At 63.7% G+C, this 19737-nt stretch carries 17 protein-coding genes and 1 riboswitch; of the genes, 7 read left to right on the top strand and 10 right to left on the bottom strand.

Going from position 1 to position 19737, the window contains the following annotated elements; genetic code table 11:
- Nucleotides 1-29: 29 nt before the first annotated feature.
- The 4 genes from U0C82_RS15340 to U0C82_RS15325 all read left to right on the top strand — a co-directional run bounded on the left by U0C82_RS15340 (nucleotide 30) and on the right by U0C82_RS15325 (nucleotide 3615).
- Nucleotides 30-866, top strand: a complete 837-nt coding sequence (locus U0C82_RS15340) for an aldo/keto reductase (protein WP_322188197.1) — start codon at nucleotides 30-32, stop codon at nucleotides 864-866.
- Between the two features lie 237 nt (nucleotides 867-1103).
- Nucleotides 1104-1721 carry a 30S ribosomal protein S4 gene (gene rpsD / locus U0C82_RS15335; protein WP_322188196.1) on the top strand — a complete coding sequence of 206 codons (618 nt, stop codon included), beginning with the start codon at nucleotides 1104-1106 and terminating at the stop codon, nucleotides 1719-1721.
- Nucleotides 1722-1863: 142 nt separating this feature from the next.
- Nucleotides 1864-2766, top strand: coding sequence for a tRNA 2-thiocytidine(32) synthetase TtcA (gene ttcA / locus U0C82_RS15330; RefSeq protein WP_322188195.1), 903 nt, complete (start codon nucleotides 1864-1866; stop codon nucleotides 2764-2766).
- Between the two features lie 6 nt (nucleotides 2767-2772).
- Entirely contained in the window at nucleotides 2773-3615 is an 843-nt protein-coding gene (locus U0C82_RS15325) for an inositol monophosphatase family protein (RefSeq protein WP_322188193.1), read from the top strand.
- A gap of 120 nt (nucleotides 3616-3735) precedes the next feature.
- Here the strand turns inward: U0C82_RS15325 and U0C82_RS15320 are convergent, their stop codons facing one another.
- Together U0C82_RS15320 and hemF are read right to left on the bottom strand one after the other, a co-directional pair.
- Nucleotides 3736-3933, bottom strand: coding sequence for a DUF1059 domain-containing protein (locus U0C82_RS15320; protein WP_322188191.1), 198 nt, complete (start codon nucleotides 3931-3933; stop codon nucleotides 3736-3738).
- 187 nt (nucleotides 3934-4120) lie between these two features.
- Nucleotides 4121-5029, bottom strand: a complete 909-nt coding sequence (gene hemF / locus U0C82_RS15315) for an oxygen-dependent coproporphyrinogen oxidase (protein WP_322188189.1) — start codon at nucleotides 5027-5029, stop codon at nucleotides 4121-4123.
- Between the two features lie 251 nt (nucleotides 5030-5280).
- Here hemF and U0C82_RS15310 point away from each other — a divergent pair, with 251 nt between their 5' ends.
- Entirely contained in the window at nucleotides 5281-5538 is a 258-nt protein-coding gene (locus U0C82_RS15310; protein WP_322188187.1) for a hypothetical protein, read from the top strand.
- A gap of 165 nt (nucleotides 5539-5703) precedes the next feature.
- On the opposite strand, the gene U0C82_RS15305 is transcribed toward U0C82_RS15310, so the two are convergent.
- From U0C82_RS15305 to U0C82_RS15295, 3 genes are all read right to left on the bottom strand, one after another.
- Entirely contained in the window at nucleotides 5704-6291 is a 588-nt protein-coding gene (locus U0C82_RS15305; protein WP_322188185.1) for a HupE/UreJ family protein, read from the bottom strand.
- Nucleotides 6292-6321: 30 nt separating this feature from the next.
- A riboswitch (cobalamin riboswitch) is annotated at nucleotides 6322-6502 on the bottom strand.
- Nucleotides 6503-6588: 86 nt separating this feature from the next.
- Nucleotides 6589-7497 carry an oxidoreductase gene (locus U0C82_RS15300; RefSeq protein ID WP_322188183.1) on the bottom strand — a complete coding sequence of 303 codons (909 nt, stop codon included), beginning with the start codon at nucleotides 7495-7497 and terminating at the stop codon, nucleotides 6589-6591.
- A gap of 122 nt (nucleotides 7498-7619) precedes the next feature.
- The gene (locus tag U0C82_RS15295) at nucleotides 7620-8078 is read right to left on the bottom strand and encodes a tRNA (cytidine(34)-2'-O)-methyltransferase (protein ID WP_322188181.1); all 459 of its coding nucleotides are present in this window, start codon (nucleotides 8076-8078) and stop codon (nucleotides 7620-7622) included.
- A 212-nt stretch (nucleotides 8079-8290) separates the two neighbouring features.
- On the opposite strand from U0C82_RS15295, the gene U0C82_RS15290 reads away from it, so the two are divergent.
- Nucleotides 8291-10159, top strand: a complete 1869-nt coding sequence (locus U0C82_RS15290) for an ABC transporter ATP-binding protein (RefSeq protein ID WP_322188179.1) — start codon at nucleotides 8291-8293, stop codon at nucleotides 10157-10159.
- Nucleotides 10159-12069, top strand: a complete 1911-nt coding sequence (locus tag U0C82_RS15285) for an ABC transporter ATP-binding protein (protein WP_322188177.1) — start codon at nucleotides 10159-10161, stop codon at nucleotides 12067-12069. The genes U0C82_RS15290 and U0C82_RS15285 overlap by 1 nt, the downstream gene beginning before the upstream one ends.
- 157 nt (nucleotides 12070-12226) lie before the next feature.
- Here the strand turns inward: U0C82_RS15285 and U0C82_RS15280 are convergent, their stop codons facing one another.
- The 5 genes from U0C82_RS15280 to ahcY form a co-directional block, all read right to left on the bottom strand.
- A complete protein-coding gene (locus tag U0C82_RS15280) occupies nucleotides 12227-12583 on the bottom strand; it encodes a hypothetical protein (protein ID WP_322188175.1) in 357 nt (118 codons plus the stop codon).
- Nucleotides 12584-12750: 167 nt separating this feature from the next.
- Nucleotides 12751-13491 (bottom strand): nucleotidyltransferase family protein, encoded by a 741-nt coding sequence (locus U0C82_RS15275; RefSeq protein ID WP_322188173.1) that lies wholly within the window; start codon nucleotides 13489-13491, stop codon nucleotides 12751-12753.
- 26 nt (nucleotides 13492-13517) lie between these two features.
- Nucleotides 13518-15035, bottom strand: a complete 1518-nt coding sequence (tsaE, locus tag U0C82_RS15270) for a tRNA (adenosine(37)-N6)-threonylcarbamoyltransferase complex ATPase subunit type 1 TsaE (RefSeq protein WP_322188171.1) — start codon at nucleotides 15033-15035, stop codon at nucleotides 13518-13520.
- Between the two features lie 80 nt (nucleotides 15036-15115).
- Nucleotides 15116-17782 (bottom strand): sensor histidine kinase, encoded by a 2667-nt coding sequence (locus U0C82_RS15265; RefSeq protein WP_322188169.1) that lies wholly within the window; start codon nucleotides 17780-17782, stop codon nucleotides 15116-15118.
- A gap of 221 nt (nucleotides 17783-18003) precedes the next feature.
- A complete protein-coding gene (gene ahcY, locus U0C82_RS15260; protein ID WP_322188167.1) occupies nucleotides 18004-19404 on the bottom strand; it encodes an adenosylhomocysteinase in 1401 nt (466 codons plus the stop codon).
- Between the last annotated feature and the right edge of the window lie 333 nt (nucleotides 19405-19737).

The following is a 19737-nucleotide window of genomic DNA, read 5'->3' as shown; positions in this document are numbered from 1 at the left end:
CGCAACGAAACGTCTGGGACGAAAACATCATGAGAACAGTCGAATTTGCCGATGGGCTGACAATGTCCGTACTGGGGCAGGGGACGTGGCGAATGGGCGAGGACGAGCGTCGCCGCGAGAGCGAGATCGCCGCTTTGCGCCTCGGCGTCGACCTTGGCATGACCACCATCGACACCGCCGAGATGTACGGTTCCGGCCGATCGGAGAGTTTGGTGGGCGAAGCCATCGCACCAGTGCGGGACGACGTCTGTCTCGTCTCGAAGGTGCTGCCGTCCAACGCGTCCTATCGCGGCACGATCGCGGCCTGCGAGCGGTCCCTCGAACGGCTCGGCACCGATCGGCTCGATCTCTATCTTCTCCACTGGAGCGGTTCGGAGCCTGTGTCCGAGACCGTTCGTGCGTTCGAACGGCTGAAGGAGGACGGAAAGATCCGGAATTGGGGCGTTTCCAATCTCGATCGGAACGATATCGAGACCGGCTTCGACCTCGACGACGGTCTCGCTCCCGTGATCAATCAGCTTTACTACAGTCTCGAAGAGCGCGGCATTGAGTTCAGATTTCTCGACTGGATGCGTAGCCGGGGGATCGGCGTCATGGCCTATACGCCTCTCGGCGAAAGCGGAACGCTGCGCACGAATCCGGTCTTGGGCGAGATCGCCGCGCGCCACGGTGCGACGCCCGCCCAGATCGCGCTGGCCTTCGCCTTGCGCCAGCCCAGCCTGTGCACGCTGGTCAAGGCGTCCTCGCCCGAGCATGTGCGCGAGAACGCGGGCGCGGCCGATATTGCGTTGACGTCCGCGGATCTGCGTGCCCTCGATGCGGCGTTTCCCCCGCCGGACCGCGAAAAACCCCTCGCCATGATCTGATCCACCCCGCTCCGGGGCGCGCTCGGCTTGACCCGGCGGTCACTCTCGGTTAGCAACGCCCATCGTTCCGGTTTCAAGGCCGGCGCGGTAAATCAACGTGTCCCGTGGGCCTGAAGCGAATTTGCTGTTCGCAGGCCCTGTCGGCTTTTCCCACGGAGGAGAGCAGAGGAGGGCGCGTTTCCTTGAACGCCCGGCGGCGCGAGCAACCGGGCTTCTTTATTTGTCAAAGGAAATGCGATGACAAAGCGCACATCTGCGAAGTACAAGATCGATCGCCGCATGGGCGAAAACATCTGGGGGCGTCCCAAGTCTCCGGTGAACCGCCGTCAGTACGGCCCCGGCCAGCACGGCCAGCGCCGCAAGGGCAAGATGAGCGACTTCGGCGTGCAGCTGCGCGCCAAGCAGAAGCTCAAGGGTTATTACGGCGACATCCGCGAGAAGCAGTTCCGCGGCATCTACGCCGAAGCGGCCCGCCGCAAGGGCGATACCTCCGAGAACCTGATCGGCCTCTTGGAAAGCCGCCTCGACGCGATCGTCTATCGCGCCAAGTTCGTGCCGACCGTGTTTGCCGCGCGTCAGTTCGTCAATCACGGCCACGTCAACGTCAACGGCGTTCGCACCAACATCCAGTCCTACCGGTGCAAGCCGGGCGACGTGATCGAGGTCCGCGAAAAGTCCAAGCAGCTGGCGATCGTCCTCGAATCGATCGGCCTCGCCGAGCGTGACGTGCCTGAGTACCTCGTCGTCGATCATAACAAGATGGTCGTGACGTTCCAGACGGTTCCGGGCCTGCACGACGTGCCGTATCCGGTCCAGATGGAACCGAACCTCGTCGTCGAGTTCTATTCGCGCTGATCGATCTCGATCCGCCGCACGCATTATCGGAAGGCCGTCCCCCGGGGCGGCCTTTTTTCGTCGCGGGGGCTCCGGGGGCGATTTCGAGACCGGCGCCGATAGGATAAGACGATCGCCAATCGCAAAAAAGGACCCGAGCCCGATGCTTGAGGACAGAGCCGCGAAAGACGCGAACCCGGTGACCGGGTTCGATCCCGATGGGGAGTCGGACACCGATGCCGGTGCGCATCCTCTGTTTGCCGGTGCGCCCTCGTCCGTCTCCTTCAAGAAGCTCCGCAAGCGCCTGCTGCGCGAAGTGCGCGAGACGATCGCCGCCAACGCCATGGCGCGACCGGGGGCGCGCTGGCTGGTCGGGGTGTCGGGAGGCAAGGATTCCTACGGCCTCCTGGCGATCCTGCACGATCTGAAATGGCGCGGGCTCCTGCCGGTGGACATTCTGGCCTGCAATCTCGATCAGGGCCAGCCGAACTTTCCCAAGCACATCCTGCCGGAATGGCTGTCGCGTTTCGGGATCGCCTATCGCATCGAATATCGCGACACCTATTCGATCGTGACAGAGAAAGTGCCGGAGACCGCCACCTATTGCGCGCTGTGCTCGCGCCTCAGACGAGGCAATCTCTACCGGATCGCGCGCGAGGAAGGCTGCGAAGCCCTCGTGCTCGGGCACCATCGCGACGATTGTCTCGAAACGTTCTTCATGAACCTGTTCCACGGCGGGCGGCTTTCGGCGATGCCGGCAAAGCTGCTGAACGACGAAGGCGACCTTCTCGTATTGCGGCCGCTGATCAATTCGGCGGAGGAGGATCTGGCGCGTTTTGCGCAAGCCATGGCGTTTCCAATCATTCCCTGCGATCTATGTGGAAGCCAGGATGGCCTGCAGCGCAACGTGACGAAAGCGATGCTGAGCGATCTGGAGACGCGGTTTCCGGGCCGCAAGGCGGTGATGATGCGGGCGCTCGCCCATGCGAAGCCTTCCCATCTGCTCGATCCGTCCCTGTTCGACTTCGCCGGCCTGATGCCATCGAACCAAATGCACGAGGAGTGACCCGACTTGGCTGACAATCCCATCGATCTCGATCGACTGACCGAAATTCTGAAGCGCGCCGGTGCCGAGACGATCATGCCCTCTTTCCGAAATCTCGAGGACGGCGCGGTGCGCGAGAAGAGTTCGGCGATCGACCTGGTGACCGAGGCCGACGAGGCGGCGGAACGCTTCATCAAGACGGAGATCGACAGGCTGTCCTCGGGGATCCTGTTCGTCGGCGAGGAGAGCACCGCGAAGGACCGCAGCCTTCTGGACAAGATCGCGGACGCAGATGTCGCGGTCATCGTCGATCCGATCGACGGAACGTCCAATTTCGCGGCGGGCATCGCGATGTTTTCGGTGATGGCGGCGGTGACGGTCAAGGGAGAGGTGGTCAGCGCGGTCGTCCACGATCCGGTCACCGGCGATACCGTGCGCGCCGAGAAGGGGGGCGGCACCTACTGGCTGCTGGCCAATGGCGACAGCCGCAAGACCCGGGTCAACTGGCCGGTACCGCTCGACGAATCGATCGGGATCGTGTCGTCGACCTATTTCGAGCCGAAAGCGCGATCGGCTCTGTTCAGACGTCTCGATCAGGTGAGGGTCGTTGCGAACTATCGCAATTCCGGTCACGAATACCGCATGCTGGCGACCGGCGGATGCCATTTCAACCTGTATGGCCAGGTCATGCCCTGGGACCATGCACCGGGAACGCTGCTCGTGTCCGAGGCCGGGGGGCACGTCGCGTTCGCCGATGGCGAACCGTACCACCCGTCGCGCCACCACGGCGTTCTCGTCAGCGCCTGCAGTCGGCAAACCCACCGGTCCGTGACGACCAAGATCCTCGGCATCGAGCGCCCGCTGTCCTGACCGGCAGCGGTCGCGCTGACGTCCACAGACAAAAAGAGCGGCATGTCGTGCGACATGCCGCCTGATCATTCGGTGCGTCTGGGTCCTGTTCGTGCCGTCGGCAGGACGGAAAGCTCCGGCCTAGCCCGCGAGCTTCGTCGCCTCGGAATCGACGTCAATCATCTCATGGCGAAACCGATCGAGCATCGTCGTCGGCACCCGGTTGTAACCCATGCGTTCCGCCTGAATCACGGCGCGTCGGAACACTTCGGATTCGCTGTCGGCCCGAATGACTCGCGCGCATCCAGGAATAATTCCCGAGCAGTCCAATTCATACATGTTCATCCTCCCAGATGTATCAACCAATAGGAAAAGGCATAACGCTTCAGATGCTTCCGTCGTTCCCTTTCAGTCTGTGAATGTCTTATTAACTTATAGAAAAAGAGCGCGGTCAATACCGTAGCGGGCAAAGAACCCGATTCTGACGCAAGCGTGTTTGAAAGTCCGGGCTGCGATCCGCGGGGCGTCAGGGCCATTTCACCACGGGCGGCATGGACGAGAGAATCGACTGGACGTTGCCGCCGGTCTTCAGACCAAAAAGCGTGCCGCGATCGTAGAGCAGGTTGTATTCGACATAGCGGCCGCGCTTGATCAGTTGCTCCTCGCGGTCTTCGTCCGTGAAGGGCAGGTCGACGTTCTGCTTGACGATGTGCGGGTAGACGACGATGAAGGCCTTGCCGACATCGCGTGTGAACGCGAAATCGGCATCCCAGCCGCCGTTCTCGTTGGACGAGTGCAGGTAATCGTAGAAGATTCCGCCGACGCCGCGGGTTTCCTCGCGATGGGGAATGTAGAAATATTCGTCGCACCACGCCTTGTAGCGGCGGTAGTCGGCGACCTTGGAATGACGGTCGCAGACGAACTGCAGCGCCTTGTGGAAGGCGCGCGTGTCGGCATCGTCCTGCGTGCGCCTGCGCTCCAGCGTCGGGGTCAGGTCGGCCCCGCCGCCGAACCATTGCCGCGTGGTGACGACCATGCGGGTGTTCATGTGAACTGCCGGCACGTTGGGATTGCGCAGATGGGCAATCAGCGAGATGCCCGAAGCCCAGAAGCGCGGATCGTCTTCGGCCCCCGGAATGTTCTTGCGGAATTCCTCGGAAAATTCGCCATGGACGGTCGAGGTATGGACGCCCACCTTTTCGAAGACGCGCCCGTGCATCATCGACATCAGGCCGCCGCCGCCATCGTTCTCGCGGCTCCACTCGGTGCGCTTGAACTGCCCCGGCTCCAGACCGGTTTCGGCGCCATGGGCCTTTTCGAGGTCCTCGAAGACTGCGCAGATGCGATCGCGCAGGGCTTCGAACCAGGCCTGGGCGGTGGCCTTCTTCGTCTCGATGTTCTCCGGCAGCCCCTCGGGCAGGTTCGGCCGTTCCATATGCTCACGCTTTCTCGTCTGCCGCGATCTCCGGGAGATCGGTGTATCATCTTCGGTATGGCGGTTGCCTGCCGCTCTGGCAATGAAAACTTGATGGAATGGCCGGCTTTCAACCGCTTGCGGAGCCTTTCCGCCCAGGGTGCGCCATCACCCGTTTACCGATTCGCAATCATGTCGAGCGCACGCTAGATAGGACATGTGGAAAATCTGCCGATCCACATTTTTTGCCAAGTGAAGGACATGCGAGCGCGATGATGCCCGGCCAATTCGACCCGCCGCTGAACGGACTGCGCCGGCAGCTGCATCGTACGCGCGCGACCGGCGGCGACCAGTCGGGCGAATTCGTCCGCGAAACCTATGTCCTGCCGAGGGATGAGGCCCGCACCAAGGCGCGCGAATGGTTCGACCGCTATCCGAAAGCCGCTTACTGGACGCAGGTCGAGAGCTGGCGGGTGGTCGATGGGGATGCCGTCGAATTCACCATGCGCCGACTGCCGAGCGCGGACTGACGGCGTTCCGCGGCAAGATTCCGGGCGACTGATTCACGTTCGCGCACGGCCTACAAGGTCGCAAGGTCGATTATCGAAGGGCGCGCAGGTCGCAGGACCGCTGCCGGATCGAAGCGGAAACCGCCTCGCAGGGATCAGGGGCCGGAAAACCGGCCCCTTGCAGTTTCAGAGCCAGCCCGAAAGGACGCCGAGGCCGCCGACGGCGAACAGGCCGCCTGCGGCACGCGCCACCATTTGGCCGTGCCGGCCAATCGCCCGCGCGGCTGCAAGGCTTGCCAGGACGCCGGCGGCATGGAGCAGGGCGGTCGCGAGAACGAAGCCGAGCGCATAGGTCAGCCCCCCGGAATTCGCCGGCATCTCAGTGCCATGCGCATGTCCGTGGAAAATGGCGAAAACCCCGACGAGGGCCATGGCGAGACCGAGCGGCAGGGAGCGGCCGAGGGCGGCCGCGCCGCCGATGACGACGATCGACAGAGCGATCCCGAGTTCCACCATGGGCAGATCCACGAGATTGATCCCGAGAGCGAAGCCCACGACCATCATGGCGACGAACGCCGCCGGCACGAGCCAGAGAGCCCGTCCCCCGAGGACGAAGGCAAGAATGCCGACGCCGACCATGGCGAGCACGTGATCGAGACCGCCGACCGGGTGGCCGAACCCGTGCAGGAAACCACTCGCTTCGCCGCCGCCCGTATGGGCGAACGCGACCGCCGGGGTCAGGACAAGTCCGAGGGTTAAGAGAATTTTGCGCATGCTGCTCCTTTGTGGGACCCGCCGTCCCATGGGCGTTGGTATTCGACGGCCGGTCTCCTGACTCTGGACGTTTCGACCCTCCAGCCTTCCCGGATATCTCCAGTGGCGATGTCGGAAGGGCGCTGGTCCATCACAGTCGCGGGGGCGGTGCCGGTCTCTCACCGGCTTCCCGTTTCACTTCGAACGAAGCACCGTCGCGCGCATCATAACGGACTGCGGGCCGAAAGCGAGCCCGGATCCCCTCGTCCACAACCGGGCGGCATGAACGCCATGCGTCCCGGGCAACAGCGGAGCCCGTCACACGGGATATTCGACACCGGTCAGCTCCGTCGACACCGCCCAGAGCCGCGCCGCGAGTTCGGGGTCCCGTGCCCGCTCCGTGGATTTTGCAAGGCCGGCTGGACCTGCCGTTTCGCCGCGTCTGCTCGGCCCGACGTAAGCGCCGCCGGAAACCGCCTGCGACGTCGCCGCCGCAAGCGCCGGCCAGGCGCCCTCGTTTGCGCTGTTCAGGAAGAGACGTCCCGGCACCATGAGAAGCCTTGCCGGCCCGGGCAGGAACCGCATCAGGTTCGTGTCCGCGACGCCCGGATGGCAGGCGAGTGCCATCGTCTCCGCTCTCGCCGTTCTCAGCCTCCGGTCGAGTTCGTACATGTGCAGGAGATTGGCGAGCTTGCTCATCTGGTAGCGCTTCAGCCGGCTGTAATGGTCGTGCGCGTGCAGATCGCAAAAGTCGATGCGGCCGTTTCGATGGGCGATCGAACTGGTCAGGATCACGCGCGACTTGGGCCGGTCCTTCAGCGTCCGGAGCATGAGGCCCGTCAGGGCAAACGGTCCGAGGTGATTGACGCCGAACTGGAGTTCGAACCCGTCCTTCGTGCGTCCGAGCGGCGGCACCATGACGCCGGCATTGTTGATCAGCACGTCGATCTCCTCGTCGGCGTTCGCCCGTGCCGCGGCGTCGCGGACCGACGAAAGATCAGCCAGATCGATCTCGATAAAGCCGAGATCGGCATCCGGGCATTCGAGACGGATTTGCGCAACGGCCGCATCGGCCTTCGCGGCCGACCGGCAGCCGAGAACGACCCGCGCGCCGCGGCCAGCAAGAGCTTTCGAGACTTCCAGGCCGATGCCCGAATTGGCGCCGGTGACGAAGACGGTGCGCCCGGTCTGATCCGTGACGTCGGCGGCGGTGAAGTTGTTCAGCATGGTGATTGTCCAGGATGGTTCGTGTGCGCTCTCGTCATGCCCGCCGGACCGGGAGAAGAGATCGATCCGCCGCGATCGTCCGGTTCGGTCCGCCCGCAGCCCCGTCACGGGGCGTGGGCCTGTCAGCGGCCACGCAGTTGCCGGACCGCTTCGCCGGCGACGAGCGCGACGGACGCCGAAAGGTTCATCGAACGCGCGCCCGCGCGCATCGGAATCGTCAGGCGGGCGTCCGCCGCAGCGTGCACTTCGTCCGGAACGCCGGCGGTCTCGCGTCCGAACATGAGGATGTCGCCGCTTTTGAAATCGAAATCCCAGACCACGGCGTCGGCTTTCGTCGTCATCAGGAGCAGGCGTCTTGCCTCCGCCTTTCGCCAGGTTTCGAATGCTTCGAAATCGACATGCTTCGTCAGCGTGGCAAGGCTCAGATAGTCCATCCCCGCCCGCTTCAGCGAGCGATCGGACAGTTCGAACCCGGTCGGCTCGATAATCTCGATGCGCAGGCCGAGGCAAGCGGCCGTGCGCATCACCGCTCCCGTATTGCCGGCAATGTCGGGCTGATAGAGCGCGATCGAAATCGTCATGGAGCCTCGTATCTCGTCATCTTCATGTTTAGTGCCGTGCGTAACAGGGCGCACTGGAGGGGCTGGAAAGCCGGGTGTGATCGGCTGACCAAAGCGCCTATATCACCGAGGAGCCCGGTACGCATCGATGACGCCGTCGAACGCTCCGGCGTTCCGTTCCCCGCTCCTTGATTTCGAGCCCAACGACACGCGAACGCAGAATGGTTTTTCATATGTTTGGCTTCTTCGAACGGATGGTCGATCCGTTTCCGGACGCACCCGTCGGCGCGCCGCCGACCCATTCGGTTCGCGCTTTCGTCTGGCATTTCGCGCGTCCGTTCTCGCGGGCTCTGTTCGCGCTTGCGGCCCTCACCATCGTCTTCTCGGCCATCGAAGTCTCCTTGTTCTCGTTTCTCGGCGAAATCGTGGACTGGTTCGCCAACTCCGATCCGGACACGTTCCTGGTCGATTACGGCTGGCACCTCTTCGGCCTCGGCATTCTCGTTCTGTTCGTCATGCCGGGTCTCATACTGATGGACGGGCTCCTCAGCTTCCAGGCGATTTTCGGCAATCTGCCGATGCGGTTCCGCTACACCATGCATCGCTGGCTGCTCGGCCATTCGGTCACGTTCTTCCAGGACGAGTTCGCCGGACGGGTCTCCCAGAAGCTGATGCAGACGGCGCTCGCGGTGCGCGAGGTGATCACGAAATCGATCGACGTCTTCCTCTACGTCGCGGTCTATTTCACCGGCATCCTGTTCGTCGTCGGCGCAACGGACTGGCGGATGGCGCTGCCCTTTCTCGGCTGGCTTGCGCTCTATCTCTGCGCGCTGGTCTATTTCGTGCCGCGCCTCGACCGGGTCTCCGAGCGCCAGGCGGATGCGCGCGCGGAAATGACCGGCCGCGTCGTCGATGCCTATGCCAACATCCAGACGGTCAAGCTCTTCGCGCACACGCGGCGCGAGGCCGACTATGCCCGCACTTCGATGCGGATCTTCCTCGATCCGGTCTACGGACAGTCGCGTCTGATGACGCAGCTCATCGTCACGCTGCAGCTCCTCAACTCGCTGCTCCTGTTCGGCGTCGGCCTGGTCGGCGTCCTGTCGTGGACGTCGGGCGCGGTGACGGCCGGCATCATCGCGGCCGCGATCGGCCTCGTCCTCAGGGTCCAGGGCATGAGCCAGTGGATCATGTGGGAGGTCTCGGCGCTTTTCGAGAACCTCGGCACCATCCGCGACGGCATGGCGACGTTCAGGCTCAAGCACCAGGTGACGGACGGATCGAAGGCCGAAGAGCTGGCAGTCAAGAAGGGCGAGATCCGGTTCGATTCCGTCGACTTCCACTATGGCAAGCAGGGCGGCGTTCTCGATCATTTCTGCCTCGACATCCGCCCCGGCGAGAAGATCGGTCTCGTCGGGCGGTCGGGGGCGGGCAAATCGACGATCCTCAATCTTCTCCTCCGCTTCCACGACGTGGAGCGTGGCCGGATCCTGATCGATGGCGTCGATATTCGCGACGTGCCGCAGGACGCGTTGCGCGAGAAGATCGGCATGGTGACGCAGGACACCTCGCTGCTGCACCGCTCGATCCGCGATAACATTCTCTACGGCCTTCCCGATGCGAGCGACGCCCAGGTCGAGGAGGCGATCCGGGCCGCGAAGGCCGACGACTTCATCGCCGAACTGGTCGATCACAAGGGCCAGCGCGGTCTCGATGCCGAAGTCGGCGAGCGGGGCGTCAAATTGTCCGGCGGCCAGCGCCAGCGTATCGCGATCGCCCGCGTTATGTTGAAGGATGCGCCGATTCTGCTGCTCGACGAAGCCACCAGCGCGCTCGATTCCGAAGTCGAAGCCGCCATCTCCGACAATCTCTACCGCCTGATGGAGAACAAGACCGTCATCGCCGTCGCCCACCGCCTGTCCACGATCGCAGCGCTCGATCGGCTGATCGTCCTCGATGAGGGCCGGATCGTCGAACAGGGCACGCACCGGGAGCTTGCCGCGTCCGGCGGGCTTTATGCCCAGCTCTGGGCGCGCCAGGCGGGCGGCTTTCTGCCGAGCACGGAGCCGGTCGCAAACGACGAAGCAAGGGCCGCCGAATAATGATGGACGGGTTTTTGAAGCGGTTCGAACACGTCCTCGACCCGTTCGAGGATCAGGGCGATCCTGCGAGCCGGGAGGATGGGGCGAACGGCGTCAACCGCATCGGCCATCTGGAACCGCTGCCGGACACGGCGAACGCGTTCATCTGGCATTTCGCCAAGCAGGCCAAGTGGCCGCTGATCGGGCTCCTCGTCATCGGGGGGCTGACCGGCCTCATCGAAGCGGTCATGTTCACCGGCGTCGGCTGGCTGATCGATGCGATGGAAAGTACGGAACCCTCGCAGCTTCTCGCCGAACATTTCTGGCTGATCGCCTCGCTCTTCTTCGTCACGCTGATCGGACGGGCGCTCGTGCTGTTCGCCGGATCGGTGCTCGAGGAACAGATGATCGCTCCCAGTTTCTTCAACCGCATCAGGTGGCAGAGCTACCGGCGCGTGATCGAGCAAAGCTACACGTTCTTCCAGAACGATTTCGCCGGGCGGCTTGCACAGAAAGTGCAGCAGGGCGGCCAGGCCACCGGCGATTTCGTCATCACCATCCTGCAGACCTTCTGGTCCTTCGTCACCTTCGTGATCCTGACGGCGACGATCCTCGGCGCAATCGACTGGCGGATGACCGCCGTTCTGGCGCTCTGGTCGCTCGGCTATGTCTGGATCATCCGCAACATCCTGCCGCAGATCCGGATCCTCGGGCGCGAACGGGCGAACGCCAATTCGGTGTGGACGGGCCGCGTCGTCGACAGCTTCACCAACATCCTCTCGGTCAAGCTGTTCGATTCGACGCGCAAGGAAGATGCCTTCGTCAAGAACGGTTTCGCCAACTATGTCGAGGCTGTGCGCCGGCTTTGCCGGGCGCTGACGACCATTCGGACCGCGATCGCCGTTCTCAACGGACTGATGATGACGGGTGTCGGCTGGGTGGCCGTCATCGGCTGGCAGGCTGGATCGATCTCGACGGGCGGCGTCGCCGCCGCGCTCGGGCTCGTTCTGAGGCTGAACCAGATGTCGGGCTGGATGATGTTCAACATCAACGGGCTGGTGCGCAATTACGGAACGATCCAGGACGCCGTCGCTACGATCAGTCCAAGACCGACGCTGGTGGACAAGCCGGACGCCGCGGTTCTGTCCGTCCGGAAGGGCGGGGTTTCCTTCGAGGACATCACCTTCCATTACGGCAAGGGCAGCGGCATCATCGAGCATTTCAACCTTACCATCCGGCCGGGCGAGAAGGTCGGTCTGGTCGGCCGGTCGGGCGCGGGCAAGACCACGCTCGTCAATCTTCTCCTGCGCCTCTACGATGTCGAATCCGGACGGATCACGATCGATGGGCAGAACATATCGGCGGTGACCCAGGCCTCGCTGCGCGCGGCGATCGGCGTGGTCACGCAGGATACCGGGCTCCTGCATCGCTCGATCCGCGAGAACATCGCCTATGGGCGCAGCGATGTCAGCGACGCCGAGATCTACGAGGCGGCGCGGCGCGCGAACGCCGCGTCCTTCATCCCGACCTTGCGCGATCCGAAGGGCAATGCCGGATACAAGGCGACCGTCGGCGAGCGCGGCATCAAGCTGTCCGGCGGCCAGCGCCAGCGCATCGCGATCGCCCGCGTGCTGTTTAAGGATGCGCCGATCCTGATCCTCGACGAGGCGACGAGCGCGCTCGATTCCGAGGTCGAGGCCGCGATCCAGGAGAACCTCAACGTCATGATGCAGGGCAAGACGGTGATCGCGATCGCCCACCGCCTGTCCACGATCGCATCGCTCGATCGGCTGATCGTCATCGACGAAGGCCGGATCGTCGAGGAAGGACGCCATCAGGACCTGATCGGGAAGGATGGGCTTTACGCCCAGCTCTGGCGCCGGCAGTCGGGCGGCTTCCTCGGCGAACTCGCGGCCGAGGCCGCGCAATAGGCGCCCGGCCATTCCAGACCATTTGCCGGCGCCCGCGATCGGCCGCACTCGCAACGGTGTCAGGTCCACACGGGTCCGGCGCCCCGAAGGGCCCCGCCCGGCGATCGAGAGACGTTGCGTCCCGGGGCTTCGACACCGACCCGTCGAACGCCGCGTCCTACTGCTGCGCGGTCCATGTCTCCACGGCCATGGTTTTCGAGCCGAGGAAGGTCCAGACGCCCTCGAAGCCGTTCTCGCTCTCCACCATCAGGGCAACGCCCACATCGTCGTTGCCGGACGTATATCCGACGGCCAGCACCTCGTCGTCCCCCAAGGCGGTTCCGGTAAACGTGTCGTCGCCGATCGTGTAGGAGAGCGCGAACGTGTCGCCGACACGGGAGACGAGAACCTCTCCCTCATAGCTCGATCCATCGGGATTGTAGCCGGACACGGCGTAGACGCCGGAGGGATCGGCAAGGGTCGGCGTTGCGAGCATCAAGGTGGCGATGGCGCCGCCCAAAAGAAATCTGAGCATGAATGTCTCTCCAAAACGGCGCCAAAGACGGGCCGCAACGCCCTTATATCATCGGCCGAGCGAAGATCACGCTTCCCATGACGAGAGAATTTTTCGGCGATCCGGCCTTGCGCCGTCGCGCGCAAGCCGTCGCATTGGGAGTGGAGACAGGCGCTTTGCGGAACCGGTCAGGCGGCGCTGGCGAGAAACGCGGCTTCGGCCTGCTTGATCGCCGGCGGCGTGCCGACGGTCAGCCACAGCCCGCTCAGCCGAACGCCGTAGAGACGTTCCGATTCGATTCCCGCATCGAAGATCTTGTTGAGGGAGAACGGTTCGGCTTCGTAGCCTTCGAAGACGTCCGGCTTGAAGATGCCGGCCCCGGCATAGATGAAAGGCGACATGTCCCGCTCTTCGCGCCGGGTCAGCTTGCCGCTCACATCCATCACGAAATCGCCGCGTCCCTCATAGCCGGTCGACTGCGCCATGTCGGCGATGAGGAGGCTGACATCCATGAGGTCCGGCCGCCAAAGATCGGCCAGCACGTCGAGATTGGCCCGGTAGCTCTCGATCCAGAACGTATCGGAGTTAAGGACGAAGAACGGGTCCGAACCCAAGTAGGGCAGGGCATTGACGATGCCGCCACCCGAATCGAGAAGCTCGTCCGGTTCTTCCGAGATGACGATTTCGAGGTCGCGTCGCTTGCGCAGATGGGCCCGCATGAGGTCGGGGAGATAATGAACGTTGACCACCACGCGCTCGACCCCGGCGCGCGCCAGCGAATCCAGCCCGTAATCGATCAGCGCCTTGCCGCGCACTTCCACGAGAGGCTTGGGGACCGTCGACGTGATCGGCCGCAGCCGCTTGCCGAGACCGGCGGAGAGCATCATCGCCGTTTTCGGCCTGACAGGTTGAACGTTTGGGATGGTCATAGCTGCCATTGCCTGCCCGAGTGAGTTCAGTGCTTTTCGACGATGCCCCAATCGCTGTAAAGCGATTTGACGGCCGAGAGCGTTGGGTGATCGAGGGTTCGTTTCAGATAGCTTATAATGTGTGGCATGTGACGCCGGTAATTCGGTTTGCCGTCGCGCACCGCGAGCCGGACGAAGATGCCGAGGATCTTCGTCGCGCGCTGCGCCGCCATGACAGCATAGTCGCGTTCGAAGAAGAAAGCGTTGAAGTCCGGATTGTCCTTGCGCCGCGCGGCGACGTAGGCGGCGACGAGCGAGGCCTCGAGTTCCGGCGACATGGCGACCCGCGCATCCTGGGCCAGCGAGGCGACGTCGTAGGCCGTCGGACCGATCATCGCATCCTGGAAATCGATGACGCCGATCCGCGACGTGCCGATCGCATCGGGCTGCCAGAGAATGTTCGGGGAGTGGAAATCGCGAAGCACCAGCGAACGCTCGGTGTCGGCGAGTTCCGAGAAGGCCATCGACCAGGCCTCGGCGAACCGGTCGCGTTCGTCGGCGCTGGCCTTGCGGCCCAAAACGTCCGGCACATACCAGTCGACGAGAAGTTCGGCCTCGATCATCATCGCACGCGCGTCGTAGTCGGGCACGCTGTGCTGGCTGGCGTCGTCGACGGGCAGGTCCCGCGACCAGATCGTCAGATGAAGGGCCGTGAGAAACTCCATGGCTGCGCGGTATCGCTGCGGATCGGGCTGGCCCGTATCGTCGAGGAGCGTCCTTGCGCCGAGATTGTTCGTCACGAGAAGGCCGCGTTCGAGATCCTGCGCGATGATGCTGGGCGCGCAGAAACCGGCATCGCGCAGCGCCCGGGACACCGCCACGAAGGGGCGCACGTCCTCGGCGAGATGAACGAGCTGGCTGTAGGGCAGGCCGTCGCGGATGGGCGGGCCGTCGGCCTGCCGAGGCGAATCCATGACGACGAGATCCGCACCGTCCGACAGGATGGTCTCGTAGCGCCGGCTCGATGCGTCGCCGGTCAGGTGACGGCGTGCCGCCTGCGCACGATCGATGCCCGCGAGGAACGTCCGGATCTCGAGGGTTCGCGTGACGCGCTGGACGGCGTGACCGCGCGCCGCGACCGCGGCGCGGCGCCCGTCGTGATCCTCGCTCGTCTGGAATTCGATGACGATGTTCGCCCGGGACAGAACCGCAGGCACCTTCTGCGGCCACTCGACGATCGCGGCACCCGTCTCGAGCGCATCCTCGAAACCGAGCTCTTCGATGTCGGCCTCGTCGCCGAGCCGATACAGATCGAAATGCGAGACGGGAACCCGCCCGCCATAGGCCTGGACGAGCGTGAAGGTCGGCGAGGGCACCTCGAGATGCGGATCGTCAGCCAAGGCGCGGATCAGCGCTCGCGAAAGGCTGGTCTTGCCGGTGCCGAGGTCCCCGATCAGGGCGACCACGTCGCCCGGCTTCAAGATCAGGGCGAGATCGGAGCCGAGCCGTTCGGTGGCAAGGTCGTCGGCGAGGTCGATGACCGCAATCGTCGTCAAATCGGTCATGGCCGCGATACCGTTCCCATTGTCCGCTGTCTGAAGAGCGCTGCCCTCGGGTTCGGCGCTCGTACGGAACTGCTTTAGGTTCATTCGGCGGCATCGCGATAGGAGGATGGGCTGCGCCCCGCCGGTTTGCCCTGGCCTGTTGCATCGCTGCCGACGGGACCCTGCGGACTGGATCCGGTCTGGCGGGCGGGCAACGCACAGACGATCCGTGTTCCGCCACCTTCGGGCGTCTCGACGGAGATCTTTCCGCCGTGCAGTTCGACGAGGCTCTTGACGATCGAAAGGCCGAGGCCCGGACCCGACGATCGGCCGCCTTCGGCGTTCGCCTCGAAGCGTTCGAAGATCTTCTCCTGCTTGTGCGCCGGAATGCCCGGTCCCCGGTCGGTGACCGCGAAGCAGATCTTCGCCTCGTCCTCGCTCCGATAGGCCGCCAGCGCGATCTCGGAGCCTTGCGGGGCGAAGTTCGCGGCGTTCGACAGGAGGTTGTAGAGGATCTGCGTCAGGCGGGCGCCGTCGGCTTCGAAAGCGCCGCCGCTGCGTTCCAGATCGATGCGCAGTTTCAGATCGTTTTCGTGCAGCCGCTCCTGGACGCCTTCGACGGCGTTCTCGACCCGCGAGGCGATGTCGACCGTCGAGACTTCCAGCTCCATGATATTGGCGTCGATCGTGGCGAGATCCAGCGTGTCGTTGACCATCGCCAGGAGCGAGCGCGTGGACGAGTTGATATGTTCGAGATATTCGCTCTGGCGCGGGTTCAGGGAGCCGAGTTCCGGCTCGCCGAGCAGCTGCGAGAAGCCGATGACGGTGGTCAGCGGCGAGCGCAGCTCGTAGCTCATGAACGACACGAAATCGTACTTGATGCGATTGGCTTCTTCGAGCGCGTCGTTCTTCTCCAGCAGCATCCGCTCGGCGGCCCTGGCATCGGAGACGTCGGAAAATGTCAGCATGGTCTGGGCATTGGGGAGCGGCACGGCCTTGTAGGCGAGCGTCAGACCGCTGGAGAGCTGGATCTCGCCGGCTTCCGGGTCGCGCCCCATCTCGTCGATCGAGGTCACGAGAACGCTGAGCCCGTGCCAGCCGTCGCCCGATGCCGGACCCAACTCGATCGCGACCTTCGCAAGCTCGCCGAATGTCTGGATGCGCGGCTTGGTTTCCAGATAGCTCTCGTCGAGGCCGAACATCGTGCCAAAAATCGGATTGGACAGGCGCAGCCGTCCATCGCTGCCGAACACGGCGACGCCTTCGCCGAGATAATCGAGCGTCTCGCGCTGAAGCTGGGCGACCGTCTTGACTTCCATTTCCAGCTTCAGGCGCTCCGTGATGTCCTCGAACACGAAGGTCGCCCCGCCCTGGGGATGCGGCGTCGCCACGACGCGCAGCGTCTTGCCGCCCTTGAGGTGCCACATGGTCTCCGTCGGCCCCGTCGCCTTGTAGGCGGCCAGATCCTCCTGGCGGCGCTGGCTGGGAAACGCGGTCTCGGTCGGCAGCACCCCGGCATGGCGCAGATGGTCGAGAAAGGCGACATGATCGGGATCGGAATTCAGGAACTCGTCCTTCAGCCCGAACAGCTCCTTGAACGCCGCATTGTTGTAGGCCAGACGCGTGTCCGGATCGAAGCGCGCCACCGCCGTCGCCAGCTTGTCGAGGGTTTCGGACTGGCTTTCGATGGTCTGGCGCAGTTCGCGGCGGATATTCTCGGTGTCGGAAATATCGATGGCGAGCCCTGCCGAGCCGAGCGGGCCGGCGATTTCGGTGATCTCGAAGATATGCCGGTCGGCGTTGACGACCGTCGACAGCTTTCCGGTGAACATCGAATGCTCGCGAACCGCGGCGGCCACGGCCAAGCGGTCGGTCTCGCCGAGAAACTCGGTGCGGCTGGCGATCGTATCCTCCGGCGAACCGCCTTCGACGGCCGCGGAATAGGCCTGGTTGACCCAGAAGAGGCGGCCCTGGCCATCGCGCAGCCAGGCCGGGATCGGCACCGTGTCGAGGAGCGCCTGCATGGTATCGACCGTGCCGAGCGCTTCGGCGAGTTCGTTTCCGGCGCGCTGCAGCTTCGCGCGCAGACCGGCCATGTGGGTGAACCGGACCAAAGCGAGATCGCCATGGGTCCGCCCGTCCACCTCGATCAGCTCGTCGGCCCGGGTATGAAGCGAAATCAGGAAGGGGGTGGCGCGATCGATGAGGCGTTCGATGTGCACGGCAAGTTCGCCCGCGGCGTCGCTGGGCAGCCAATCCGCAAATTCCAGAAAGCGCTGCGGCGTGTGCGGCGCCGCCGCTTCCTTCGGCAGTTCGCCGAAGACCCGCGGCGCATCGCCGGCCTTGTAGGCGAGAAGGCGCTGGTCACTCGCGGACAGGATCGCCGTGAGATCGTTGTTGGTCTGGTCGAGGCTCTTGATCTTCGCGATCAGCGCGTCGTTCTCGCGGGTCAGCGCCGCGCGATACTGCATGAGGTAAACGGCGCAAACCATGGCGACGCCGACCGCGATCGCGATCAGTGCCAGGATCGTGACCGAGGCCGACCCGTCGAAGGGCGTGGACTGCGCATGGGCGGGTGTTGCCGATATGAAACCGAGCGAAAGCCCGAGCCCCCCGGAGGTCACGAAGAGCAGCGTGTCGGATCGGGTGCCGTGGCGCGAGTGGGGAGATTCTGCGAACGCCGCGCTTGTCGTATGTTTCCCGTTCGAAGCCGAACCACGACGATCGGTCCAGTCCTTTCGACGCAGAATCCCACACTCATCGCCCATCGTGTCGATCCTCAACTTCGCTATCAATTTGAAACCGGACACACTGTCGAACGCAACACTCACAGGGCAACCGTCCGCAACCGCAATTGCCGTCCTGCCAGCATTATTAAGCATACCCAAAAACGGTGCAACGCAGCGCCTGTTGGAATTCAAAAAGAAAAAGCCGCCGAAGCAATTGACTTCGGCGGCTCTCGCAAGTTCGTCGGGGCGAACGACTGGACTTAGTAGCGGTAATGTTCCGGCTTGTAAGGGCCGCTCGGCGAAACGCCGATGTAATCAGCCTGGCTCTGGCTGAGTTCGGTCAAGTTTGCGCCAAGCTTGGCAAGATGCAAACGGGCAACTTTCTCGTCCAAATGTTTCGGCAGAACGTAGACTTCGTTCCGATACTGATCGGGCTTCGTGAACAGCTCGATCTGCGCGAGCGTCTGGTTCGTGAAGGAGGCCGACATGACGAAGCTCGGATGTCCGGTGGCGTTGCCGAGGTTGAGAAGGCGGCCTTCCGACAGGAGGATCATCCGCTTGCCGTCGGGGAATGTGATCATGTCCACCTGTGGCTTGATGTTCGTCCACTGGTGGTTCTTGAGCGCGCCGACCTGGATCTCGTTGTCGAAGTGGCCGATGTTTCCGACGATCGCCATGTCCTTGAACGAGCGCATATTGTCGATCGTCACGATGTCCTTGTTACCGGTCGTCGTGATGATGATGTCGGCTTTCGGGCCGGCATCCTCGAGCGTGACGACCTCGAAGCCGTCCATGGCGGCCTGAAGCGCACAGATCGGGTCGACCTCGGTAACCTTGACGCGAGCGCCGGCTCCCAGGAGAGACTGGGCCGCACCCTTGCCGACATCGCCGTAACCGCAGACGACCGCGACCTTGCCGGCCATCATCACGTCGGTGCCGCGACGGATGCCGTCGACGAGGCTTTCCTTGCAGCCATACTTGTTGTCGAACTTCGACTTCGTGACGGAATCGTTGACGTTGATCGCCGGAAACGGAAGGAGACCCTTCTTCTGCAGCTGGTAAAGGCGGTTGACGCCCGTCGTCGTCTCTTCCGTCACGCCGATGATCGCGTCGCGCTGTCTGGCGAAGAAGCCCGGCGTCTCGCCCATGCGCTTTCTGATTTGGGCGAAGAGGACTTCCTCTTCCTCGCTGCCGGGATTGGACAGGACGTCCTCGCCGGCCTCGGCGCGTGCGCCGAGCAGGATATACATCGTGGCATCGCCGCCATCGTCCAGGATCATGTTGGATGGCTGGCCGTCCGGCCACTGGAAGATGCGGTCCGTGTAGGTCCAGTATTCCTCGAGGGTTTCCCCCTTGATGGCGAAGACCGGGACGCCGGTCGCGGCGATCGCGGCCGCGGCGTGATCCTGCGTCGAGAAGATGTTGCACGAGGCCCAGCGAACCTCGGCGCCGAGGGCCGTGAGGGTTTCGATGAGAACGGCCGTCTGGATCGTCATGTGAAGCGAGCCGGTGATGCGCGCGCCCTTCAGGGGCTTTTCGGCGCCGAACTCTTCGCGGCAGGCCATCAGGCCCGGCATTTCCGTCTCGGCGATGTCGATTTCCTTGCGGCCGTAATCGGCGAGCGAGATGTCGGCAACGATATAATCGTTCTGTTCGGCCATGGTCGGCATCCTTCGTTTCGAAAAGTCGTTCGCGATCGATGGGAGAACCGCGTGTCCACGGCTCCTTACCAGCAGGCAGCCCGGATCTCAAGATGATATAAAGAAATCTTTATGTCTTGATGTTAACGAAGGGTGCCGAGGCGGTCGGTGGACCCTCGAGCGTGGCTGCCGCGACCGCGCGGCGGCTCACCCTTTGCCGGCGCGGCAAGAAGGCGCGCCGTCGCGATATGATGGCAAGTTGTGAACCGAACCCTGGTCGTTCGGCAGGCCGCGTGCAGGACGTCGCCTGAAGTCGCGTCGGTTGCGCGTGGTCCGCCCCGTCGCGACGCCGCC

The sequence above is a fragment of the Fulvimarina uroteuthidis genome (genome assembly GCF_034321785.1).
GTDB classification, from domain to species: Bacteria; Pseudomonadota; Alphaproteobacteria; order Rhizobiales; family Rhizobiaceae; genus Fulvimarina; species Fulvimarina uroteuthidis.
This window is presented reverse-complemented; position numbering and strand designations above follow the sequence as displayed.

Coding starts and splice junctions, on each gene's coding strand:
- U0C82_RS15340 (WP_322188197.1), top strand. CDS start 30: ATGAGAACAGTCGAATTTGCCGATGGGCTGACAATGTCCGTACTGGGG.
- rpsD (WP_322188196.1), top strand. CDS start 1,104: ATGACAAAGCGCACATCTGCGAAGTACAAGATCGATCGCCGCATGGGC.
- ttcA (WP_322188195.1), top strand. CDS start 1,864: ATGCTTGAGGACAGAGCCGCGAAAGACGCGAACCCGGTGACCGGGTTC.
- U0C82_RS15320 (WP_322188191.1), bottom strand. CDS start 3,933: ATGTATGAATTGGACTGCTCGGGAATTATTCCTGGATGCGCGCGAGTC.
- hemF (WP_322188189.1), bottom strand. CDS start 5,029: ATGGAACGGCCGAACCTGCCCGAGGGGCTGCCGGAGAACATCGAGACG.
- U0C82_RS15310 (WP_322188187.1), top strand. CDS start 5,281: ATGATGCCCGGCCAATTCGACCCGCCGCTGAACGGACTGCGCCGGCAG.
- U0C82_RS15305 (WP_322188185.1), bottom strand. CDS start 6,291: ATGCGCAAAATTCTCTTAACCCTCGGACTTGTCCTGACCCCGGCGGTC.
- U0C82_RS15300 (WP_322188183.1), bottom strand. CDS start 7,497: ATGCTGAACAACTTCACCGCCGCCGACGTCACGGATCAGACCGGGCGC.
- U0C82_RS15295 (WP_322188181.1), bottom strand. CDS start 8,078: ATGACGATTTCGATCGCGCTCTATCAGCCCGACATTGCCGGCAATACG.
- U0C82_RS15290 (WP_322188179.1), top strand. CDS start 8,291: ATGTTTGGCTTCTTCGAACGGATGGTCGATCCGTTTCCGGACGCACCC.
- U0C82_RS15285 (WP_322188177.1), top strand. CDS start 10,159: ATGATGGACGGGTTTTTGAAGCGGTTCGAACACGTCCTCGACCCGTTC.
- U0C82_RS15280 (WP_322188175.1), bottom strand. CDS start 12,583: ATGCTCAGATTTCTTTTGGGCGGCGCCATCGCCACCTTGATGCTCGCA.
- U0C82_RS15275 (WP_322188173.1), bottom strand. CDS start 13,491: ATGACCATCCCAAACGTTCAACCTGTCAGGCCGAAAACGGCGATGATG.
- tsaE (WP_322188171.1), bottom strand. CDS start 15,035: ATGACCGATTTGACGACGATTGCGGTCATCGACCTCGCCGACGACCTT.
- U0C82_RS15265 (WP_322188169.1), bottom strand. CDS start 17,782: ATGGGCGATGAGTGTGGGATTCTGCGTCGAAAGGACTGGACCGATCGT.
- ahcY (WP_322188167.1), bottom strand. CDS start 19,404: ATGGCCGAACAGAACGATTATATCGTTGCCGACATCTCGCTCGCCGAT.